This is a genomic window from Paraglaciecola sp. 25GB23A (genome assembly GCF_040012495.1).
Taxonomy (GTDB): Bacteria; Pseudomonadota; Gammaproteobacteria; order Enterobacterales; family Alteromonadaceae; genus Paraglaciecola.
Genome location: NZ_JBDYKM010000019.1, coordinates 17,410 through 37,253, shown reverse-complemented (window position 1 = coordinate 37,253; position 19,844 = coordinate 17,410). Strand labels below are relative to the sequence as shown.

The 19,844-nt window shown below is 42.2% G+C and carries 19 protein-coding genes; 5 read left to right on the top strand and 14 right to left on the bottom strand.

What is annotated here, in order from left to right:
- Window positions 1–3: 3 nt before the first annotated feature.
- Window positions 4–393: a hypothetical protein gene (locus tag ABKW31_RS18170; RefSeq protein WP_348618005.1), complete on the bottom strand. Its 390-nt coding sequence runs from the start codon at window positions 391–393 to the stop codon at window positions 4–6.
- 303 nt (window positions 394–696) lie between these two features.
- On the opposite strand from ABKW31_RS18170, the gene ABKW31_RS18165 reads away from it, so the two are divergent.
- The gene (locus ABKW31_RS18165) at window positions 697–2,748 is read left to right on the top strand and encodes an amidohydrolase family protein (RefSeq protein ID WP_348618004.1); all 2,052 of its coding nucleotides are present in this window, start codon (window positions 697–699) and stop codon (window positions 2,746–2,748) included.
- A gap of 104 nt (window positions 2,749–2,852) precedes the next feature.
- On the opposite strand, the gene hemB is transcribed toward ABKW31_RS18165, so the two are convergent.
- From hemB to tatA, 7 genes are read right to left on the bottom strand one after another with little or no spacing between them, the layout of a single operon-like run.
- The gene (gene hemB / locus ABKW31_RS18160; protein ID WP_348618003.1) at window positions 2,853–3,851 is read right to left on the bottom strand and encodes a porphobilinogen synthase; all 999 of its coding nucleotides are present in this window, start codon (window positions 3,849–3,851) and stop codon (window positions 2,853–2,855) included.
- Window positions 3,852–3,866: 15 nt separating this feature from the next.
- Window positions 3,867–5,762 carry a diguanylate cyclase gene (locus tag ABKW31_RS18155; protein ID WP_348618042.1) on the bottom strand — a complete coding sequence of 632 codons (1,896 nt, stop codon included), beginning with the start codon at window positions 5,760–5,762 and terminating at the stop codon, window positions 3,867–3,869.
- Between the two features lie 4 nt (window positions 5,763–5,766).
- Window positions 5,767–6,564: a TatD family hydrolase gene (locus tag ABKW31_RS18150; RefSeq protein ID WP_348618002.1), complete on the bottom strand. Its 798-nt coding sequence runs from the start codon at window positions 6,562–6,564 to the stop codon at window positions 5,767–5,769.
- 2 nt (window positions 6,565–6,566) lie between these two features.
- Window positions 6,567–6,806 carry a hypothetical protein gene (locus ABKW31_RS18145; RefSeq protein WP_348618001.1) on the bottom strand — a complete coding sequence of 80 codons (240 nt, stop codon included), beginning with the start codon at window positions 6,804–6,806 and terminating at the stop codon, window positions 6,567–6,569.
- Complete coding sequence (gene tatC, locus ABKW31_RS18140; RefSeq protein ID WP_348618000.1) at window positions 6,803–7,549, bottom strand: twin-arginine translocase subunit TatC; 747 nt, start codon at window positions 7,547–7,549, stop codon at window positions 6,803–6,805. The genes ABKW31_RS18145 and tatC overlap by 4 nt, the downstream gene beginning before the upstream one ends.
- 6 nt (window positions 7,550–7,555) lie before the next feature.
- On the bottom strand, window positions 7,556–7,855 hold the full coding sequence (gene tatB / locus ABKW31_RS18135; protein WP_348617999.1) for a Sec-independent protein translocase protein TatB: 300 nt from the start codon (window positions 7,853–7,855) through the stop codon (window positions 7,556–7,558).
- Window positions 7,855–8,118, bottom strand: coding sequence for a twin-arginine translocase TatA/TatE family subunit (tatA, locus tag ABKW31_RS18130; protein WP_348617998.1), 264 nt, complete (start codon window positions 8,116–8,118; stop codon window positions 7,855–7,857). The genes tatB and tatA overlap by 1 nt, the downstream gene beginning before the upstream one ends.
- A gap of 145 nt (window positions 8,119–8,263) precedes the next feature.
- Between tatA and ABKW31_RS18125 the strand changes: the two genes are divergently transcribed.
- Window positions 8,264–9,184, top strand: a complete 921-nt coding sequence (locus ABKW31_RS18125; RefSeq protein ID WP_348617997.1) for a hypothetical protein — start codon at window positions 8,264–8,266, stop codon at window positions 9,182–9,184.
- 68 nt (window positions 9,185–9,252) lie between these two features.
- On the opposite strand, the gene ubiB is transcribed toward ABKW31_RS18125, so the two are convergent.
- The 4 genes from ubiB to ABKW31_RS18105 form a co-directional block, all read right to left on the bottom strand.
- Window positions 9,253–10,878 (bottom strand): ubiquinone biosynthesis regulatory protein kinase UbiB, encoded by a 1,626-nt coding sequence (ubiB, locus tag ABKW31_RS18120; RefSeq protein ID WP_348618041.1) that lies wholly within the window; start codon window positions 10,876–10,878, stop codon window positions 9,253–9,255.
- A 7-nt stretch (window positions 10,879–10,885) separates the two neighbouring features.
- Window positions 10,886–11,512, bottom strand: a complete 627-nt coding sequence (locus ABKW31_RS18115) for an SCP2 sterol-binding domain-containing protein (RefSeq protein WP_348617996.1) — start codon at window positions 11,510–11,512, stop codon at window positions 10,886–10,888.
- Window positions 11,512–12,294 carry a bifunctional demethylmenaquinone methyltransferase/2-methoxy-6-polyprenyl-1,4-benzoquinol methylase UbiE gene (gene ubiE / locus ABKW31_RS18110; RefSeq protein WP_348617995.1) on the bottom strand — a complete coding sequence of 261 codons (783 nt, stop codon included), beginning with the start codon at window positions 12,292–12,294 and terminating at the stop codon, window positions 11,512–11,514. The genes ABKW31_RS18115 and ubiE overlap by 1 nt, the downstream gene beginning before the upstream one ends.
- A 252-nt stretch (window positions 12,295–12,546) precedes the next feature.
- On the bottom strand, window positions 12,547–12,927 hold the full coding sequence (locus tag ABKW31_RS18105) for a VOC family protein (protein ID WP_348617994.1): 381 nt from the start codon (window positions 12,925–12,927) through the stop codon (window positions 12,547–12,549).
- Between the two features lie 210 nt (window positions 12,928–13,137).
- Between ABKW31_RS18105 and ABKW31_RS18100 the strand changes: the two genes are divergently transcribed.
- A complete protein-coding gene (locus ABKW31_RS18100) occupies window positions 13,138–13,656 on the top strand; it encodes a hypothetical protein (RefSeq protein WP_348617993.1) in 519 nt (172 codons plus the stop codon).
- A gap of 125 nt (window positions 13,657–13,781) precedes the next feature.
- Window positions 13,782–14,747, top strand: coding sequence for an SMP-30/gluconolactonase/LRE family protein (locus tag ABKW31_RS18095; RefSeq protein WP_348617992.1), 966 nt, complete (start codon window positions 13,782–13,784; stop codon window positions 14,745–14,747).
- Window positions 14,748–15,358: 611 nt separating this feature from the next.
- On the opposite strand, the gene ABKW31_RS18090 is transcribed toward ABKW31_RS18095, so the two are convergent.
- Together ABKW31_RS18090 and prlC are read right to left on the bottom strand one after the other, a co-directional pair.
- Entirely contained in the window at window positions 15,359–16,048 is a 690-nt protein-coding gene (locus tag ABKW31_RS18090) for a DNA-3-methyladenine glycosylase I (protein ID WP_348617991.1), read from the bottom strand.
- A gap of 162 nt (window positions 16,049–16,210) precedes the next feature.
- Complete coding sequence (prlC, locus tag ABKW31_RS18085) at window positions 16,211–18,262, bottom strand: oligopeptidase A (RefSeq protein WP_348617990.1); 2,052 nt, start codon at window positions 18,260–18,262, stop codon at window positions 16,211–16,213.
- Between the two features lie 202 nt (window positions 18,263–18,464).
- Between prlC and gorA the strand changes: the two genes are divergently transcribed.
- Window positions 18,465–19,823 carry a glutathione-disulfide reductase gene (gene gorA / locus ABKW31_RS18080; protein WP_348617989.1) on the top strand — a complete coding sequence of 453 codons (1,359 nt, stop codon included), beginning with the start codon at window positions 18,465–18,467 and terminating at the stop codon, window positions 19,821–19,823.
- Window positions 19,824–19,844: the final 21 nt, after the last annotated feature.

The window sequence follows — 19,844 nt, the reverse complement described above, 5'->3', positions numbered from 1 at the left end:
AATCTAATTCTTATTTAGCCGTTGCTGCAACGCTTGATGAAGAAAAACAACATTATCACTGTTTTCACTTGCCAAAAAGTCCTCAAATATAGATAAAGTGCGTTGGTCTTTCGCTGTAAACAATTGCTCATTTAGTAACTCGCTAACGCTTTTTTCGACCTGCATCAATGAGCACAACTCACCATCAAGCTTGATAAACAATGCCCGTAGAATATCTTTAAGCCAATTATCAACATAGCTGGTTTGTAAGCGACCGGGATGTTTAAACAGGTCCTTTATATCTAACTCAATATCTTCATTTGATTGGCTGGCACAAAACAATAAGCGATACCTGAGCAGTTCATGCAGTGACAGGCCTATAAGATGATGTTTTATTAATTGACGATTATTCATGATATTCATTACAGTTTTATATTTTTTCTGGATCAACTCGCAGTTTTGTTTAACGAAGCCTGATACACCTCACAAAGTAGACATGATAAGTCTTGTCAAAGGTTTAAAACGGCAACAAGCTGTAAGCAAAAGACGATTTTCACCATAGATCCCCCCTCGCTTTAACCTCAATATGCGCAGTGCTTTGCTTAATTTTCTTAAGCGCTATACACTAAATTCTGCGGCGAATTGATGATACTAGAGTTCAGTATTTAATCAGCTGCAAAGCTTTCAAAGTGCTTTGTTCTCAAAGGAGTTTTTATCATGCGTAAGTTAATCTGTGGTGCACTATTCGTTCTATTATTTGCCTGTTCAGAACCAACGATAGAGGCTCCAAATTCTTCAATGGAGCAAAGCCTAAGCTCATTTACTGTCATGCTTAACGGTAACAAAGTCGGATATTTAAAGGTAAACCAGCAAGGTAAGGATACTCAGGTAGATTATGACTATAAGAGCAATGGTCGTGGTCCTGCTTATCAAGAGAGCCTGACTCTTGATAGCCAAGGAATACCTACTCATTGGAAGATAAGCGGTAATACCACATTTGGTAATCTTATCACTGAGCAGATGGATATAACTGCAGGCCAAGCCACATGGCTAGATGCGACTGGCAACGGTCAAGCATCATTGGATAAATCAGCCCTTTATGTGCCGCAAAATAGCAGTCCCTATAGTGCTTTTGTATTGGCAACAGCACTTTTACAAACTGAAAACCTTACAATGCCTGCCCTCCCCGCCGGCCAATTGTCTCTTAAAAAGTTGGAAGAGCTGAATATTGAAAGCGCTAACGTTACTCTGTCGCTCAGTAGTTACGCCCTTGCTGGGGTAGATTTAGATCCTGAATATTTTATCCTTGACGCTCAACAACAGCTTTTTGCATATATCACCCCCCGTTTCATTATTATCAGGCAGGGCTTTGAAAACAATGAAGCTGAGTTGCGCGCCCTTTCAGCAAAATATTCCACTGAACGTTTTGAGGCGATACAAGCCAAATATACCCATCGATACGATGGCGCTGTACGTATTCGTAATGTACGAATTTTTGAACCGCAAAAACTCAGTCTTTCAGAGCCGGTGTCTGTTGTGGTGAAAGATGGTCGCATTGACCATATCGCATTAATATCAGAAGCCACACAAGACTACGAAACCGACATTGACGGAGCAGGTGGTACGTTGGTACCCGGCCTTTATGACATGCACAGCCACACTGGCGATGATGACAGTCTTATGAACGTGTTAGCCGGTATCACATCTGTCAGAGATATGGGCAACTCACTCGGCGTATTAAATGAACTGAAAGAAAAAATAGATACTGGAATTCTCGCCGGCCCTAGAATTACCCGCTATGGCATGATTGAGGGCAAAAGTCCTTCAAACAACAACAATGGCATATTGGTAGAAAACCAAGAGCAAGCCTTAGCAGCAGTCAATACTTACGCAGAAAACCATTTTTCTGGTATAAAAATCTACAACAGTATGCAGGGTCAATGGGTGCCTGCCATTGCACAACGGGCAAAAGAGTTAGGCATGCGAGTATCGGGGCATGTGCCGGCTTTTTCTAATGCCGATCAGATGATCCTCGCTGGCTATGATGAGTTAACTCACATCAATCAAATCATGCTAGGTTGGGTACTAGAGCCCGACGAAGATACCCGCACGCTTTTACGCCTGACGGCACTGGATCGCCTGCCTGCACTAGATCTTGAAAGTGCTCCAGTTCAACACACGCTTAAACTGATGGTAGACAATCATGTTGCCCATGATCCCACGCTGGCTATCCATGAATATTTATTACTATCACGTAACGGAGAAACCCGAGCTGGAGTAAAAGACTACATAGAGCATATGCCGCCTGCGGTACAACGCAGCGCAAAAGTATCCATGGCTAAAATTACCAGCCCAGAGCAAGATCAAGCCTATCGGATGGCTTACCAAAAGATTGTCACTACCTTAAAAATGATGAAAGAGCGTGGAATTTTGATTGTGCCTGGCACCGACTTGGGCGGCGCATTTAATTTGCACCGAGAATTAGAATTATATCAAGAACTTGGTTATAGCCCTGCAGAGCTGCTAAAACTTGGCAGCTATGATATGGCGAATTATCTTGGTTATACTGACCGTGGCAGCATTGAAGCAGGTAACCTAGCCGATTTCTTTTTAGTGCCAGGCAATCCTGTAGAAGATTTCAAAGCCATCAAAACTATTAGTTTAGTCTCACGTGGGGGAATTTTTTACTACCCTAGCGAAGTCTATCCAGAATTTGGTATCACCCCTTTTACCGACAAACCTAAGGTGCAAGAAGCAGATCCCAGATAACCCTTAGATAAGCTGAACTCAAAATAATCAATTCCGAGTTCAGCTTAGTACGCTTAGCGATTAACAAAAAACTTGGTAGCTATTTTGCTCGGCGCTTCTTTCTTTTACTTTTTCTGCAGTAAGCGCGCCGCTTGTTTGGCAAAATAGGTTAAAATGCCGTCGGCGCCGGCACGTTTAAATGCCAACAATGACTCTAATATGACTTCGTCTTCTTTTAACCAACCGTTAGCAAAAGCCGCTTTGTGCATCGCGTATTCACCACTGACTTGATAGGCAAAAGTGGGCACCTTAAATTCAGATTTACACCGCCGCACTATGTCTAGATAAGGCATACCCGGTTTGACCATAACCATGTCGGCACCTTCTTGAATATCTAGGGCAATTTCACGCATCGCTTCATCGGAATTAGCCGGATCCATTTGATAATTCTTTTTATTTCCCCCTTTTATATTACCTGCTGAACCAACAGCGTCTCTAAAGGGTCCGTAATAACTCGAGGCATATTTTGCAGAGTAAGCCATGATGCAGGTATTAACATAACCTTGGGATTCAAGCGCCTGACGAATGGCACCGATACGACCATCCATCATATCCGAAGGTGCCACAATATCAGCACCCGCTTCAGCGTGAGACAAGGCCTGTTTTACTAAGATTTCGACCGTGGTATCGTTGATTACGTAGCCCTGATCGTCGATGATGCCATCTTGACCGTGAGTGGTAAAAGGGTCGAGAGCCACATCAGTAATCACCGCAATAGCTGGCACGGCTTGCTTTAATGCTCTTACTGCTCTTTGGGCTAGGCCCTGCGGATTAAACGCTTCACTGGCAGATAAAGATTTAAGGTCTGCGGGCGTCACTGGAAACAAGGCAATGGCCGGTATACCCAAATCAACCAACTCTTTTGCTTCCTCAATCAACAAGTCTATTGTGACTCGTTCAATGCCAGGCATTGACGCGATAGCTTCACGTTGATTTACCCCTTCAATGACAAACATAGGGTAAATAAGATCTTGTGGATTAAGCTGATGTTCTGCGACTAACTTACGCGTGTAATCATGCTGTCTAAGTCGGCGCATTCTTGTTGAAGAAAAGTGTTCTACCATATCGTTGTCCTATATTTATTCGTCACTGGCGTTTAAAACAATGCCTTTAACATTATTGCGACCGGCATTTTTGGCCAGATAGAGTTGCGCATCTGCTGCAGCTAATATGGCATCCTCTGGCTCATGAGGATTAGCCACCGCCGTAGCAACACCTGCACTTACGGTTAGTTGAATTTTATGACCATCAGCCTGAATTATTTGACTCTCGATTTGTTGTCTAACTTGCTCTACCAGTGCAGTGGCACCACTTAATTCTGTGCTTGGTAACACCAACACAAATTCTTCACCACCGTAGCGGCATAAATCATCACTGGGGCGTTTTAGTGCACTTTTTAATGTGCGAGCGACTGCAATAATGCATTCATCGCCAACTAAATGGCCGTACTGATCATTAATCTTTTTGAAATAATCGATATCTACCATAACAATGGAGAGCTGCGTGCGCTCACGACGACTGCGACGAATTTCAGCGATATATTTTTTGTCAAAATAACTGCGATTACGCACGCCAGTGAGCGCGTCCATAGTATTTTTTTCTTGTAGTTCGCGATTAGTTTCAGATAATTCACGCAAGGCTATTTCTAACTCCAAGGTACGTTCTTGTACTTTATATTCCAGCTCTTCTTGGGTATTTTCTTGCAAGGCCAACATATCATCTTGGTTTTGTTTTTCTTGTATGGCTTTGCTTAACAATTCGCTTTGAGCTTGTTGTAAAGCTTGCCGTTGTTGGTTGTTACTAATCGCCAATACTAAGGCCAATAAGAGTGTTTCAATAGCTGCGCCGAGGATCATTAAATAATCGGATGGCAGATCTAACTTAACAATATTTAGATTATCTAAACAGATGATAAAACCGGCAAAAAACAATACGCTCCATGCCAGAGTATAAACACCGGCTAAACTCACACCCTTAGTCCATAACCAAATACCAACGCCATATATTAGTGCGCCACTGGCCAGTAACATCACTAAAAAGCCACTATTTAACAAAGATAAAGGTAAAAATAGACTTAAGAGCACGCAGGCAAAATAAAGCAGTGCAAGCAATCGTAATAAACGACACAACCTCACACTGTAGTGCTTCACACCAAGCAACAAGTCACAAAAGATGATCGAAAATGCAATAGTCAAATTGGCAAATATGGGCAAGGCATGTTGCTGAAACCAAGGCGACTCTGGCCAAATATGTTTATAACCAAAGCCATGTAGGCTAGCCAATGACAAGGCCAAAAACACTACATATCCCGCATAAACAGCAAAGGTGCTAACCTTGGTGGTCACAAAATAGAACAGGTTACTGATGGCCATCGCCAACATAAAACCTAAAAACAGCCCCATTACCAAGTTATATTCGCTGGCAAAACTGAGATAACTGGATTCGGGCCACACATCGACAGACAGGCGCAAAGCACCAGTAGTTTGCACCCGAATATAAACGGTAATTAATTGTTCAGCTTGGGGTACAGGGAACAAAAACCGCTCATTCTCTATCGGTCTTTGCGCAAACGGTAGGGTATCACCACTATGGTATTCAGCTAAAATTTTGCCATTATCTTCAAACCATACTGAGATGTGGTCAAGTAAGGGATAACCCACCTGAAGTAACCAATTCCGCTGCGTATCCACTTGTGGCAGGGTAAATTTAAACCAGTAAGGGGCAGCAGACATTCCAAAAGACTGCAGACCTTGCGGATCACTTTGCCACGTTTGCGTCTCATTTTGCATGAGCATATTGGCTGAATATTGATTATCAGCATCAACCAAATACTCTATGCCTGTCACTCGGCTGTAGGCTGAACTAGCTGAACTTTGTATATTCGGATAGATGAGGCCCATAATCACACAGAACATCACTGCAACCACAAATAACCAGTTACTATTAATCTTTACTTGCAAGGTGTCAGACTGCATCACGCTAACATTCTCCAAGAACACCAAACAATGTGCGACCATTGGCTACGCTATGGGCTTGTACCACATCCAGCTCATGCTCCATGATATTGGCTAGTTGTTCGGCGATAAAAGGTAAATAGGCGGGTTCATTACTCCCACGGTCAACCTTACGATTATTGGGCAGGCCTTTGGGTCTTAAGTAAGGGCTATCTGTCTCTAACAACAACCTGTCCAGAGGAAGATGTTTAACCGCCTCTTGCAGGTCTTGGCCGCGTTTACTGTCGCAAACCCAACCGGTTATTCCAATATACAAATCAAGAGCTAAATAAGCCTGCATTTGCTCAAGGTTACCGGTAAAACAATGCACAACGCCACCCACTAAGCTACCGCGATATTTTCTGAGTAAGTGTATTTGCTCTGCAAAGGCTTCACGCTCGTGTAAAAAAACCGGTTTTTTACATTCCACAGCTAAAACTAACTGTTGTTCAAATACTTTAAGCTGATCTGCTTTTGACGAAAAATTACGATTAAAATCCAAACCACATTCACCAATTGCCACAACTTGTTTATGACTGGCTATCTGCCGGAGCTGTTCAATAAAATCGTCACTAACATCTTGAGCGTAATGAGGGTGCACGCCAGCGGTACTATAAAGCGAATTAGCATGGATCAAACACAAATCAAGCGCTTTTTGACTTTCACTAACAGACGTACCGGTCAGCATAATGGTATTCACACCAACTGCCGAGGCTCTGGCTATTATAGGTTCTATAGCCACTCGTCCATTGGATAAATTCACACCTATATCAAACCAATCCATTATTATTTGACCCGTTTACCCAAACGAATTTGTGCTATTTTAGCGATATCAGACCCTATTCTGCTTAGTGCCTCTCTCGTCACAGATAAGCCCATCTGTTCGGTATTTGCAAGCGCTTCGAGTTGGGATGTACTCGTCACTGGCTGTTGAATAATTAAAGTGAGAGCAGATTGAGCCACTGCGTTTTGCATCATTAATAAAGTAGTTACACCGACCGTTAACACTACTATTAAACGCTTCACTCGACTCCATTCTCCTCTTTCTCATCGTCCTTGGCTCGAGTATAAAAACCACCAACAATGACGCCAAATTCAAATAGAATCCACATCGGTACGGCTAACAAGGTTTGCGAAATAATATCTGGTGGGGTTAGCAGCATACCTAACACAAAAGCACCAACCACTACATAAGCCCGTTTAGCCCGCAATGCCGCAGGCGTAGTCATCCCCGTCCAACACATTAATACAATGGCAACAGGAATTTCAAAAGACAAACCAAAGGCAAAAAACATTTTTAAGACAAAATCGAGGTAGCTAGTGATGTCGGTATTATTCACTACGCCTTCTGGTATCACGCTAGTAAAGAACGCAAAAACCAGCGGAAAAACCACGTAATAAGCAAACGCCATTCCGGCATAAAATAATAAAGTACTAGAGAGTAATAATGGAGCAACTAAGCGTTTTTCATTTTTGTATAAGCCGGGCGCCACAAAACCCCAAATCTGATACAACACCATGGGAATGGCAATAAAAAATGATAAGACTATTGTCAATTTAAAGGGGGCAAAAAATGAAGAAGCAACGTCAGTTGCAATCATCTGTGCATTGTCAGGCAATACGTCTTGCAAGGGCGTCGCTAACCAATGGTAGAGATCATTGGCAAAGTAAACCAAACAAAGAAACACAATAAAAACACTGGCAACGGCTTTTAGCACGCGGCTTCTGAGCTCAATTAGATGAGCAATCAAGCTATTGGGTTCAGCCATCTATCATTACTCTTTAGAATACGGTTTTTGCACGGACTTAGCCGCATTACGAAGTTCATCTACCGTTTCTTGTAACTTAGGCGATAAATTTTCCATGTTTTGTTCTTCAGCTTTTTTCAAATTTTCATGTAATTCTTGAATTTTGAATTGCTGTTCAACTTCTTGGCGAAAGCCATTAGCCATGCCTTTGATTGAGCGCACCGTTTTTATCGTAGAGCGAATAGCGCCAGGCAGTTTTTCCGGACCCAAAACAACCAAAGCAACTACGCCAATTAAGAGCAATTCAAAAAAGCCGATATCAAACATTACTTATGCTCTTTTTGCTCACTCGTCTGAGTTTGAGTGGCCGTAGATGTTGCCTTAGATTTATCTTCAACCTTATCTTTGGCTGGAAAATCTGCGTCATCTTTGTCTTCTTTGTCTTCTTTGTCATCCTCGCCCATAGCTTTTTTAAAACCCTTGAAGGCCGAACCAAGATCACCACCTAAACCACGTAGTTTCTTAGTGCCAAATAACAACACGATAATACCCAAAATAATTAATAATTGTGGAACGCTGATGCCAAACATAACTCACTCCTAAATTCAGTATGCGCCTATTATACGTAGCAATGGTAAAAGGTCACTGGATTTGATGTTTAAAAATTTTTCTAAATATTTATAAAGAAAATAAGTTAATCTAATAGAGCGCTTACGATACAGGATCAGTAACAAAGTGAAACCGTTATTCAGGCTTTTTCCAATTTTTATACTCACCCTAGTGAGTAAGCCAAGTTTTTGTGACGAACAACAAAGACCGTGGCTAGATTCTTTGCATGAAAACATTACGGATTCAGTTAATGAATCCGCTTTGTGGTTTGATGAATTTTTCATGATTGATCAAAATAGTTTATCAGAGAGCGCCTTGGGCGAAGCACGAATCCAACTAGGCTGGAATCCAAGAAGTCGTGACTTAAATCAATTCGAAAGTCGCATCAAGCTACGTTATAAATTACCTAACCTTAAAAATCGGGTAGATCTAGTCGTTTCTGACTACGACGATGAACAACCCGATAACTTATTGCAAAATACTAACTTGGATAACAAAAATCAGCAAAATCGCTTTAGTTTAGCTTTGCAATGGAAGGCCAAACCTGACAGTGGTTTATCGCATCGCATTGGTATTGGGCGACGTTTACAACCTTTTGTTAAAAGTCGTTATCGCACGATATTGGGTTTTAGCGAGCAGTCAGATTTAAGGCTAGAAAGTTCGGTCTACTATTACAGCAGCGATGGTTTTGGTGCTGAATTAGCAGCCAGTTACGGCTATGTGTTTACGCCAAGCTCTCTGTTTCGGTTTAATAACCGCTTTTTCTTTCGCGACAGAACCAATGATTGGTTATGGCAGCATAGTTGGCAAAATCTAGTGCAAATAGATGAAAAAAATGCCTTGATTTGCGGCCTATATATAGAGGGCCTGAGTCAACCCAACTACCATTTGGAGGAATATTTAGTCAGCTCTCGTTGGCGCATTAATGCACTGCGTGATTGGCTGTTTTTCGAAATGGAACCCTATGTAACTTGGCGTAAAGATGAAGCTTTTTCTGCTTCTTACGGCATTGGGCTGCGTGTCGAAGGATACTTTGGCCAAATATAGTCTTCGTTACCCCTTAGCAACACAGCTGCAGCTTGCTCAATGGTGACTGAGCGAGAACTTAAAAGCGCTTAATCCAGTTTGGTATTAAATGCAATTAACCAACTAAGCAATCCTGTGGCCGCAATACCCGCGCTTACCCACCAATGGTTTTGATAAAGCGGTACAATCGCACTAACAATAAATAAGGTCGAACCTATTACAATATATTGCATACGTTTAGTTTGTTGATTTTGTCGCGCTTGCCATTGTTCAAATTGTATTCGGTGTTGCTCAGGTAAGGTTTTAACTTGTTTCAGTGTGTCATAAATCAAATCAGGCATTTCAGGCAGTTTTTCTGACCAATACGGCATATTTGCTTTAATTTTGCTGTACATGGCTTTTACACCGATCTGCTCTTTCATCCAATTTTCAAGGAAAGGCTTAGCGGTTTTCCACAAGTCCAACTCAGGATAGAGTTGACGGCCTAAACCCTCTATATACAACAAGGTTTTTTGCAACAACACCAACTGTGGTTGAATGACCATATTAAACCGTCTGGCAGTATTAAATAGCTGCAGTAAAACATTACTAAATTCGATTTCTGCCAATGGCTTTTGAAATATTGGCTCACAAACTCGGCGAATTGACGCTTCAAAATCATCAATATCAGTATCTGAAGGCACCCAACCAGAGTCCACATGTAATTGCGCTACTTTGCGATAATTACGGTTAAAAAAAGCGATAAAGTTTTCAGCTAAATAGCGCTTGTCTTCACTATTTAAGGTACCCACAATGCCAAAATCAATGGTGATATATTGCGGATCAGCAGGGTTTAGGGTAGATACAAAAATATTACCTGGATGCATATCAGCGTGGAAAAAGCTGTCGCGGAAGACCTGAGTAAAAAAGACTTCCACACCGCGTTCTGCCAACTTTTTCATGTTGGTATTTAAGACATTAAGCTGGGTAATATCTGAAATAGGGGTGCCGTAAATTCTCTCCATGACCATCACATTTTTGTGGCAATAGTCGCTATATATAGTCGGCACGTATAAGGCATCAGACCCTTCAAAATTACGCTTAAACTGAATGCCATTGGCGGCTTCATGGGTTAAGTCCAACTCGTCAATTATAGTGCGCTTGTATTCTTCGACTACTTCAACTGGGCGTAAACGTTTACCATCAGGCAGTAATTTTTGCAGCGCCACGGCGACGGTGCGCATTAATTCGATATCTGACTCAATCGTGCGTTTGATATCAGGGCGAATAACTTTAATGATCACTTCTTTGCCATTTAGTGTGGCGGTGTGTACTTGGGCAATAGATGCAGAGGCCAAAGGTCTGGGCTCAAAATCACTAAACAAGTCACTAATGGCTTGCAAGCCAAGCGATTTAAGTATTATTTGTTCTGCCACTGCACTGTCAAAAGGAGCAACCTTATCTTGCAGAATGGTTAATTCGTTGGCGATATCAATGGGTAAAAGGTCTTTACGAGTTGACAACATTTGGCCAAATTTAATAAATACTGGCCCCAAGGTTTGCAGTGCTAAACGAATTCTTACGCCTTGTGATTTGTCAGCATGTTTATTGCGTAACCAAAAGAAACCGTAACGCCCTAATTTTGCATACCACGGTAACCAACTGGGTGGAATAAGTTCATCCAAACCGTGTTGCAAAAGCACTTTATTAATATGATATAAACGTAAAATTCTCATCGCAGTATTAAGCCTTGTGTGCTTTTTCAAGGATCGCCAATCTGGCAGCTAAGCGCTCGGTGGCGCTACGAACTTTAATTACTTCTTCACTAAATTGCTCAAGTTCACCTTGATTAATACCCACAGCGCCCTCTTTGGTTAAACGCTCAGCCCATATGTCACGACTTTGCTGGAAAAAGTCTTTACCTTCGGCCATAAGCGATTTTACGCTACTGAAGGTTTGATGAGCAAAAACATCACCGCTGAGTTTGGCAAGTTGCTCTTCCCAGTCAATATCTAACTCTTTGATTAAGTTACTAAAACTCTGCGCCACATAGATATCACCGACAAGAATGAGTTTTTGCTGTTGAATGAGAGATGACAATTGACTGCTATCTTGTAATAAGGGCAGAGTTTCAAGATTTAATTCAATCAAACAATCTGCGCGTTTCCCCTCACTTTCCTCATGCAAAACAATGCCTAAGCTAATGTCATCAGAAAAATGGAATATTAAGGGCCAAGGAAGTTCGCGTACTCGCACTTGTAGGTTGCGCCCTTGCAACTTACGTAATTTGGGGGCGCTATCTGGGTCAAGCTTTAACAGCTTATTCAGCACCTGCTCTAAACCGGAACTCAGTAATTGCGCAGCTGGCATTAAAATTTAAAACCCCGATGTAAAGCTACAATGCCACCAGTTAGGTTTTGATAAGTGGTTTGCTCAAAGCCTACCGCTTGCATCATTTCCTTTAGCACTTCTTGTGCAGGGTGCATACGAATAGACTCGGCCAAATATTGATAACTATCGGCATCATTAGCCACTAACTGGCCAATCTTAGGTAATAGGTGAAAGGAATATGTGTCATAAACTTTGCTTAACAATTCATTGCTCGGCTTAGAGAACTCTAAAACCAGTAGACGACCACCTGGTTTTAACACTCGATACATAGAGGCCAAAGCCTTGTCTTTATCGGTAACATTACGCAATCCAAAAGCAATGGTAATAATATCAAAGGTATTGTCAGGAAAGGGCAGTTCTTCAGCATTAGCTTGCACATAGTCAACGTTGCCGACTATGCCCATATCACGCAACTTATCGCGCCCAACCTTGAGCATTGCATCGTTAATATCAGCTAAAATAACGTGGCCTTTATCACCTACAATACGTGAAAATTTCGCAGTTAAATCGCCAGTTCCACCAGCTAAATCAAGCACCTTGTGGCCTGAGCGCACTCCACTGCAATCGATGGTATAACGTTTCCATAAACGGTGAATACCCAACGACATCAAGTCATTCATGATATCGTATTTAGCCGCAACCGACTGAAATACGTCTTTTACCATGTTCACTTTTTGAGTTTTATCAACTGTCTTAAAACCAAAATGAGTTTGATCTTGATCATTTTTTTCGTTTTGTTGTGGGTTATTACTCACGCTCATGACATATCCTTACTAAACCAGCGTGTAGTTTACCCAAATTGTTAGCCAGTCAACAGACATGATTGGTAATAATCAACAGATCTTGTGATGTTTAGATGCCCGTCAGAAAAAAGCATGATTATCCAAGCAAATAGGATACAAATAAGCCTTTTAAACGCATAGCGCGGATTAGCGATTAATTTTGAAGCTGCTCTAATGAAGATAATCAGCAGGCACCTTAAAGGTGCCTGTTGTTATATTTAGTTCAAAATCTTAAACCACTCTATGCAAAGCGCAGACCTTATTACCTGAGGGATCACGCAAATAGGCGAGGTAAAGTTGACGACCACCGCCACTGCGTATGCCAGGAGGATCTTCACAGGTAATCCCACCATTCGCTAACCCAGCTGCATACCATGCATCAGCCAATTCAGGTGAACTAGCAGCAAATCCAACCGTACTGCCATTACCATGACACGCCACTTCGCCATTTATTGGCTTGCTCAAAGCAAAAATGCCTGCCTCAGTAAAATAGAAACAACGCCCTTTGTCATCGATTACACCTGGCTTGTGACCCAAGGCACCCAAAATTGCATCATAAAAAACTTTCGATTCGGCAACATCATTTGCGCCCAACATAATATGACTAAACATTATTCACTCCTTAAGCTAACGACCATAAACGAAGTCCATAACACCACCATTCTCAGGCAATACCAAATCATCTTTTTTATTATTGAGTCATAACTAACACAAATAACTTAAATGTAAATATTGTGAAAACATGCCGAATCTTAATCGATCATGTCCTAAAATTAAGCTAGTCTGTGCGCGTTTTAATTACGCACGGAAGACAATCTCATTATGCCATCACCCAAAACTCACAATACGTTTCGTCAATTGCATCGTTGGTTAGGATTTTTTCTCGCTGGCATCATGACCGTTTATGCTTCAAGTGGTGTCTTATTAATTTTCAGAAACACAGACGTATTGAAATTTGATCAAACCGAACTACGCCAACTAGCGACTGACTTAAGTCAAGAAACACTGGGTAGCGAATTGCGCTTGCGCAACTTTAGCGTTATTGCCCAAGAGGGAAGTGTTATCCGTTTTTCACAAGGCAACTATGATACAACGACTGGCATAGCGACTATTGTAGAAAAGGATTATCCACCTGTAATAAGACATTTAGTCAAACTGCACAAAGCAACCACCAATAGCCCGCTGTATTGGCTTAACATTAGTTTTGGGGTGTCTTTACTGTTTTTTGTCTTATCTGCATTTTTAATGTTCATACCAAGAAGCCTTTTGTTTAAAAACGGTCTGAAAATAGCCGGAACGGGTTTCATTTTTGCGCTGCTAGTGGTGATATTTGGCTCCTAGTTAAACAAAGATTTTCACCTGGCCAGCATATATTTAGAGATTTATAAGCTATATCAGCAAAAATATTGCGTAATGAAAAAAATACTTTAGGCTTATGAAATCGTTTTCTTAACAACATATACTTTATGAAATTTGTATACTCCGCTATTTTTACCAGCTTATTACTTACAGCTTGCCAGCCAAATTCAAGTGGGAGTAAAACGACTTCGAGCAGTTTGCCAAGTTATTGTGCAGATGCTGCTTCACAAACTATCACCTCACAAAGCATAGTTAATCTTGTGGCTGAGGGCTTTGTGTTTCTTGAAGGACCGGTTTGGATTGAATCGCTAAATAGCTTTTTCTTTTCAGAAATGGACTTTAACGGACCACAAGACAACGGCCCGCGTTCTGTAATCCATCGTCTAACTCTACCCGCACAAATAAACGTATTTATCGATAATGCGGGCAGTAATGGCCTTGCCACAGATGGCAAAGATCTCTTAGCGACCACCCATGACGACCAAGGTTTGACTCGTTATAGTCTGCCAAACAAAGACCGAACTGAAGTGCTCGATAATTACCAAGGTAAGCAATTTAATTCGCCAAACGATTTAGCCATTTCGGCTCGTGGTGATATTTATTTCAGTGATCCTGACTGGCAACTCGGCGGCAGAGAAAATCAAACCGGCATGACGGGCGTTTATCACTTTAATGTCAAAGGTGACGTTGCATTAGTAGACGGAAGTTTGCGTAAACCCAATGGTGTAACCCTATCAGCCGACCAGCACTACCTATATGTGGGTGATGTAGACGGCAAAATTGGTCGATACCCCATTAATACTAACGGTAGCACAGGCCAGCGTGAAGCGTTCGCTGAAGTCGAGGGCCCCGATGGCATGGGCATGGATTGTGCGGGCAACTTATACGCCACCAGTCACGCTGCCGGACAGTTGCATGTGATTTCCCCCCAAGGCCTTACCTTAGCGCTTATCGATATTGCGCCGCAACTCACCAACATCGCATTTGGCGGCCCAGAGCATAAAACCATATTATTAACTGCAGGAGGGAAGCTGTTCAGCATCGATAGCCCGATTGCAGGTCTACCCTACTGAGACAGGTCTAAGAAATAAAGAGAAACAACAGATTGAAATCGGGGCTTAAAACCCCGCCTCTCCCCATTTTTTTGTAGGAGCTGCTTCAGCTGCGAACATTACGCACAAAGTGAACAAATCAATCATACCAGTCAATTTCACAATTGCGGTAGATTCTTTCGGCCCTAAATAACAACGGTTACCGGGGCCTCCTACAAAAGCACAAACCAACCTATAATTTATAACTTATCGCCAATTGTAGGAGCTGCTTCAGCTGCGAACATTACGCACAAAGTGAACAAATCAATCATACCAGTCAATTTCACGACGGTGGTTGATTCTTTCGGCCCTAAATAACAACGGTTACCGGGGCCTCCTACAAGTAGTCAAACCAACCTATAATTTATAACTTATCGCCAATTGTAGGAGCTGCTTCAGCTGCGAACATTACGCACAAAGTAGACAAATCTATCATACAAATCAATTTCACAATCGTGGTTGATTCTTTCGGCCCTAAAGGGCCTCCTACAAGTGGTCAAATTAACCTTAGTGTTAAATTATCATTTCCTCATGATTTGATTTTTTGCCCTAGATTAAACTCACGTAAGTTTGTCCTTGCTCGAAGCTCGAAGTTAAACATAATTATCTCCCACACTATTAGCAATAATAATGCTGATCTCTTGCAGCGAACGGCCACTCTGTTGTTGTAAGTCATTAAAGCTGTGCTGAATGGCATTCAGACTGCTTTTAGTTTGCACACCACCAGAGATAATCTCCCGCTGGCGAAAATAACTTTCAACATCGCGTGACAACAGGAACGTATCTTTGCCTAAAGCGCGCAAGGCATAAGGCCCCGTATTTCCACCCAATCGCGCACCACATTTTTTAAGATAAGCCCACAAGCCAATAATATCGTCACTTGGCCAGTCAGCCACAAACTTGGCAAAGCTCCCATGTTCTCGCCTGACACTATCAATCATCAAGGCGTTTTCTCGTATTGTTTTGACCTTCGAGAAGTTACGTATAATTGCCGGATCTTGTGCTCTTGCTTCTAACATCTCGTCGGGCATCATCAATAATTTTTCGATGTCAAAACCCCAAAAAAGCCGTTCAAAATCAGGCCATTTGTTGCGCACTACCCGCCATACAAAACCAGATTGAAAGACCTTTTTAGTAAATTCAGCTAAGAAGCGATCATCGCCAATCTTGGCTACTTCATTGTCACTAAGGGGTTGACTGAGAATAGTGGCAAGCCCTTTTGGACCGCCCTTGCGCTCACATGCCCGTTGATAAATCGCCTGAAATTTCTCTAATTTTTGCATGGTGTTAATCTTTTATTTTTCAGGTTTATTCAATGCCCTGAGTTCACGATCTATAACATGCGTTACGGAGTCGTGAACCTCGGTGTTAACATGCCTAATCTTCAAGTTTTTGTCTTAACTTTTTTGGCTCGCAACTCCTTGCCCGACACTCGTAGCTGCTTTTCAAGCGGCTATGCCCGAATGACGCAATAGCGCATCCACTTCAGGCTCACGCCCCCTAAAGGCGACAAACAATTCCATCGGCTCTTTGCTGCCACCCATTTCGAGAATATGGGTTAAAAAGTCTTCACCTGTTTTGGCATTAAAAATCCCTTCTTCTTCAAATCGACTAAAGGCATCTGAGGACAAGACTTCCGCCCACTTATAACTGTAATAACCCGCGGCATAACCACCAGCAAAAATATGGCCGAAGCTGTTTTGAAAACGATTAAAGCTAGGTGGAACATTGACCGCGACTTCACTGCGCACATTGTCTAATACACTTTGCACCGGCGTTTGTTGTGCATCAACAAATTGCTCGTGCAAGTTAAAATCAAACAAACTGAGTTCTAACTGACGCACCATCTGCATAGCAGATTGGAAATTACGGGCGGCTAACATGTTATCTAATAAGACTTGGGGTAGAGGCTCTCCAGTTTCATAATGTCCTGAAATAAAACTCAGCGCTTCAGGCTGCCAACACCAATTTTCTAAAAATTGACTGGGTAGCTCTACTGCATCCCATGCAACACCGCTGATGCCAGAGACACCGCTCACATCAATTTTAGTTAACATATGATGCACACCGTGGCCAAATTCATGAAATAAGGTCACGACTTCGTCATGGGTAAATAAAGCAGGCTTATTCCCTATTGGGCCTGTAAAATTGCAGACCAAATAAGCCACGGGTGTTTGCAAACTGCCATCGGCCTTAATACGACGACTATGACAGACATCCATCCACGCCCCACCCCGTTTTTTGGCTCGAGCATATAAATCCAGGTAAAAACTACCACGCAATACGCCTTGCTTATCTGTAATCGAGAAATAACTCACATCGGGGTGCCACGTATCGACATTTTGCTGTTCGGTGATGGTCAAACCATATAAACGTGATACCACTTCGAACAAACCTTTAAGCACCGTCGGTTTTGGAAAGTAAGGACGAAGTTGTTCATCAGAAATTTTGTAGGTTTGCTCTTTCAATTTTTCTGCGTAGTAAGCAATATCCCAGGCTTGGAGTTCACTTTCAGCAAAGTGCTCTTGTGCATAAGCGCGTAATTCCGCCATATCTTGCTGAGCTTGTGATTTTGAGCGTTTCGCTAAATCATGCAAAAAGCCATTCACTTGTTCAGTAGAGTTAGCCATTTTACTGGCCAAAGAATAGTCAGCGTAATTAGCAAAATCGAGGAGTTTGGCCTCTTCCTGACGCAAACTGAGGGTTTCATTAATAATGTCAGTATTATCCCACTGTCCCGCATTCGGCCCTTGTTCGGAAGCCCGAGTACAATAAGCGCGGTACATTTCTTCACGTAAGTCACGACTGTCGGCGTAAGTCATGACCGGTAAATAACTAGGAATATCTAAAGTAAACAACCAGCCGTCAAGCTCTTTGCTTTGTGCAGTTTGTGCTGCGGCAGCCAATGCTGACTCAGGCAAACCTGCTAATAAACCTTCATCAGTAATGTGCTTTTGCCAGCCCAATGTAGCGTCCATCAAATTGTTACTAAAGGTCGAACCTAAGTCCGATAAACGACTTTGGATTTGTGCATAACGGTCTTTTTTATCACCATCAAGTGCCACACCAGATAACTGAAAATCGCGAATCGCATGATCAACTACTTTCTGCTGAGCCTGAGAAAGCGTTTTAAATTGCTCACTTTGCTGAATGTGCACATAAGCATTATACAAATCACTGTTTTGGCCAACCCAGGTTGAAAACTCTGAGAGTGCAGGCAGACAGCCGTCGTGAGCTTCACGCAGTTCGTCGTTACTGACCACAGAATTCATGTGCGACACCGGTGACCACAGCTTACTTAGTTGGTCTTCTACCTCTTCAATGGGCGCAACTAAATTGTCCCAGGTAAATGTAGATTGGCTTAATAGCTCATTGATTTTGGCTTTGCACTTATCAATGGCTTGCAATATTGCAGGTTGAATATGTTCCGGTTTAATTTGTGAAAAAAGGGGTAAACCAGATAAATCTTGTAATGGATTGCTATTTTGTTCGGTCATAGTGGGCTCTTATTCAGTCCTAGTGGCTTAGAAATTGGGATAAAACAGGTAAAACTCAAGGTTTGTAACAAAATCAGTTTTATTACTTTTATTCCAAGCTAGATTAAAGCGATTAGCCTGATTGATTAAATACACTATTATTTTTGCCCCAAGACCATTATCTTGGACACAGATTTTTAGATCACTTGATAAGGTAGTTACAATGACAGAACAGGCAACAGACTTCGATTACATTTGTATTGGCGGCGGCAGTGGCGGTATTGCATCGGCTAATAGAGCATCGAGATATGGGCAACGGGTTGCATTAATCGAAGCCAAAGCCATAGGTGGCACCTGCGTCAACGTAGGCTGCGTGCCCAAGAAAGCCATGTGGTACGGTGCACAAGTAGCCGAAGCCATTAATCTATATGCACCAGATTATGGTTTTGATGTCACCATCAATAAGTTTGACTGGTCAAAACTGGTTGCTAGCCGCGAAGCCTATATAAAACGAATTCATGGCTCTTATGACCGAGTATTGGGCAACAACAAAATTACTGTTATCAAAGGTTTTGCCACTTTTGTAGATAAAAATACTGTAGAAGTAGACGGTAAACACTACACAGCCAAACATATTTTGATTGCCACGGGTGGGCGGCCGAATATCGATAAAGTACCTGGTGCTGAGTATGGTATTACGTCTGATGGATTTTTTGCCTTAGAAGAACAACCCAAACGCGTAGTCGTGGCGGGTGCAGGGTACATCGCAGTCGAGCTTGCTGGGGTATTACATAGTTTGGGCAGCGAAACCCATTTGGTGGTACGTAAAAACTCCCCTTTGCGTAACTTCGATACTATGATTTCTGAAACTTTAGTTGAAATTATGAAAGAAGAAGGTCCAACGCTGCATACCCACAAAGTCATTCAAGAAATAGTTAAAAATGATGATGCTAGCCTGACTGTTATCCTGTCTGATGGCGAGCGCATCGAAACCGACTGTTTTATTTGGGCCATTGGTCGCAGTCCGGCCAACGATAAAATTGGTTTAGATAAAATAGGCGTGGAGCTCGATGATAAGGGTTATGTCAAAGTCGATAAATTCCAAAATACTAGCGTCGCCGGCGTCTATGCCGTGGGTGATAATATTGGCAAAATCGAACTAACACCGGTTGCAGTAAAAGCGGGGCGTTTATTATCCGAGCGGCTGTTTAACAATAAACCCGACGCGCACATGGATTACGAATTAATTCCCACAGTAGTCTTTAGTCATCCACCAATTGGTACTATCGGACTCACTGAGTTAGAAGCTATCGAAAAATATGGTGAAGACGATATTGAAGTGTTTAACTCTAGTTTTGCCGCTATGTACACAGCTGTGACCTCTCATCGTCAAATCACTAAAATGAAGCTAGTGTGTGCGGGTAAAGAGAAAAAAGTAGTCGGTTTACACGGTATCGGTTTTGCTATGGATGAAATTATTCAAGGCTTTGGAGTGGCAATGAAGATGGGTGCAACTAAGGCAGACTTTGATGCCTGTGTGGCTATTCATCCGACGTCTTCTGAAGAGTTTGTCACTATGTAGGCAAGGTACCTTAATCCAAAA